The organism is Streptomyces sp. 8K308, from assembly GCF_004348315.1.
GTDB lineage: Bacteria > Actinomycetota > Actinomycetes > Streptomycetales > Streptomycetaceae > Streptomyces.
Genome location: NZ_SMKC01000544.1, coordinates 1 through 2688, shown reverse-complemented (window position 1 = coordinate 2688; position 2688 = coordinate 1). Strand labels below are relative to the sequence as shown.

The window sequence follows — 2688 nt, the reverse complement described above, 5'->3', positions numbered from 1 at the left end:
CGAACGCCGCGGTGTTCGCGGTGGACGAGAACCACGGATCCAGGCTTGAGCGGACCGCGCCGGTGCTGCCGATGGCGCCCGGGGTGCCCGAGCGGCGCGGCTTCGACTAGGTCCGGCACGGCACCGTTGACCTGTTCGCCGCGTTGAACACCGCGACCGGCAAGGTGATCAGCAAGCTGTCCGCACAGCACCATGCCGAGGACTTCCGCGACTTCCTCGACGAGCTGAAGACCGCACTGGAGGACTGGACCAAGATCTGGAACGAGACCACCCGCCCCTTCAAGTGGACCAAGACGGCCGACCAGATCATCGACCACATCTGCCACTACTGCTCACGCATCTCCGGGCCAGCTCACTAGGGACGCGTGCGCACCCGGCGTCGGCCACCCGAGCGCGGTCGAGCCGCTTCCAAGATCATCTAGGGTGAATCGCCGTTGCGGCAGGTCAGAGCTTGATCGCCGTGTCAGGCAAGTCAGGCAAGTTGCTCGACGTTGGGCAGCGCGGCGAGCCGCCGACAGAGATCAGGCCGTCGAGGACATCGACGACGAACTGGGACGCGGGGCATCGCTTCGAACTCGTCATGTGAGTCGTCGTTCTGCACCGTGTGCGTATCAGGTGACGGATGCTCAGCGATGGCTGGGCCCGCCGGTCAGTCGATGCCTTCGATGATGCGGAAGTCGCGCTCGACGCCGTCGGGTAGGGCCACCAGCGCCTTCTGGTATGCCTCGCTCTCGTAGGCCGCGACGGCCTGTTCGAAGCTGTCGAACTCGATCAGAACGACGCGTTGCGTGATTCCGGCCTCGTGGGCGACGACTCGACCGCCACGGGACGGGAGGAGGGACAGGTTGCGCCCGCCCCCAGCCTGGACAGCCGGACCGGCCAGCTTGTCGTAGGTCGTCAGCCTCTCAGGGTCGGAAATGGCGGGGTAGACACTGACCCAGTAGCCCTTGGCCATGGAAACCTCCTGTGTCGGCCGAACACGTCCGACTTGGAATTGACACTCAGATCGATCGATCCCGGCGACGGGTACTGCCGTCGGTTGAATCGTCATATGCGCAGGCTAGGGCTTGATGTGCGGTCGAGGGAAAGACCGGTACGGGATAGGCTCAGAACGGATCGTTATCAATCGGCAGGGAGGGCACGTGGCGCCGGATACGGTGAGCCTGCGGTACTTCCTGGTGCTGGCACAGGAGTTGAACTTCACCCGCGCGGCCGCACGGATCGGTATCGCACAGCCCGCACTCAGCGCCCGGATGCGCCGATTGGAGGCGGAACTCGGTACGGCCCTGCTGGTCCGCAACACGCGTAGCGTCGTATTGACCACGGCCGGTGCGGCTTTGGCGGAGTCCGCGCCGCCCGCCCTGGCGGCGCTGGACCGGGCGTGGGACACCGCCCGGAGCGCGGCGGCCGGTGAACTGGGCACGCTGCGCATCGGATACAGCCTCAGCGCCGGGGCCGAGACGGCACCGGCCCTGGTGGACAGGCTGATTCGCGGCAACAGCGGACTTGAGGTCGGCGCGGTCCCGATGGCGACACCGGAGATCTCCCCCGCGGTCGCCGACGGCCGCATCGATGCCGGGATCACCCGCGGTGAACAGCCGGGCCGTGGCGTGCGCCGGTTCCTGCTGCGGCGTATGCGCGTCGGGGTCCAGCTGGCGCAGCACCATCCGCTGGCCGAACACCCGGAGATCGAGATCGCCGACGCGGCCGCGTATCCGCTGCGACTCCCGGACCGTGCGGCCAACCCCGTGATCCACGACCAGCTGTCCGCACTGTTCCGAGACACCCGACCACACCCTCGATTCCACACGCCCGCAGTCTCTTTCGACATGTCTCAGCGCGACCTGCGCGACGGAGTCACCCTCGCCCCGGCCGGAGAAGCCGCGGTCACGGCACAACCGGCCGGTCTCACCTGGCGACCGCTGCGGGGCGCGCCCAGCCTGACGATCCACCTGGTCCTCCCACGCGAGCAGTCGCCGCTACACCGCCGCATCCGTGCCGTCGCCAAAACCCTGGCGCACGAGCTGCACTGGCTGCCGGACTGACGCGCAAGAGGTCAAGCGAGACGGACGCCTGCGGTGGCGAGGCCGAAGACCTTGCGCCCGGCGGACTTCGCGGTGATGACGACGACGGCGGTCTTGCTGAATGCCCGACACGACCTCGCCACGCCGGCGGATCAGCATCCGATGATGGCCCCGGGTCCGGTCCGAGTCGTACACCGCGGCGACGTCCTCGCCCATCCCCGAGATCTCGGCGGACGAGGGCCACTGCCTCCGGGACGTCATCCAGCCGGGGGAATCAGCCCATCCGGTTGAGCACTTCAGCTGCACTATCAGTGCCAGCAGGTGCGGCGTCCGGCCAGCGCGTGCGCCCATCGTTTTGGCCAGTCGGAAAAACCGTGGACGGCACCACGCGTTCCGGGAATCGTGGACCGCATGCGTCAGGACGAGATCTGGGACGACGACGCCGCCCAGCGTTATGACACGCCCGGGGTCGGCATGTTCGCGCCGGAGGTGCTGGACCCGACGGTGGAGCGGCTCGCGGAACTGGCGGAAGGCGGGCGGGCGTTGGAGTTCGCCATCGGGACCGGCCGGGTGGCCGTCCCGCTCGCGCGGCGCGGAGTGCCGGTCATCGGCGTCGAGTTGTCGCGGCCGATGCTCGACCAACTGCGCGCCAAGGCGGACGAGG

4 protein-coding genes are annotated in these 2688 nt (G+C 68.2%); 3 read left to right on the top strand and 1 reads right to left on the bottom strand.

Going from position 1 to position 2688, the window contains the following annotated elements:
• The first annotated feature begins 143 nt into the window (after positions 1 to 143).
• Positions 144 to 359 carry a hypothetical protein gene (locus tag E1265_RS40095; RefSeq protein WP_243741341.1) on the top strand — a complete coding sequence of 72 codons (216 nt, stop codon included), beginning with the start codon at positions 144 to 146 and terminating at the stop codon, positions 357 to 359.
• A 290-nt stretch (positions 360 to 649) separates the two neighbouring features.
• On the opposite strand, the gene E1265_RS35445 is transcribed toward E1265_RS40095, so the two are convergent.
• Entirely contained in the window at positions 650 to 955 is a 306-nt protein-coding gene (locus tag E1265_RS35445; RefSeq protein ID WP_132935057.1) for a DUF1330 domain-containing protein, read from the bottom strand.
• Positions 956 to 1142: 187 nt separating this feature from the next.
• Between E1265_RS35445 and E1265_RS35440 the strand changes: the two genes are divergently transcribed.
• Both E1265_RS35440 and E1265_RS35425 read left to right on the top strand, forming a co-directional pair.
• Positions 1143 to 2045, top strand: coding sequence for a LysR family transcriptional regulator (locus tag E1265_RS35440; protein WP_132935056.1), 903 nt, complete (start codon positions 1143 to 1145; stop codon positions 2043 to 2045).
• Positions 2046 to 2435: 390 nt separating this feature from the next.
• A partial coding sequence (locus E1265_RS35425; protein ID WP_132935055.1) for a class I SAM-dependent methyltransferase occupies positions 2436 to 2688 on the top strand: 253 nt, incomplete at its 3' end.

Bases quoted from the DNA above. Each gene is read 5' to 3' on its own strand.
- E1265_RS35445 (WP_132935057.1), bottom strand. From the start codon at position 955: ATGGCCAAGGGCTACTGGGTCAGTGTCTACCCCGCCATTTCCGACCCT.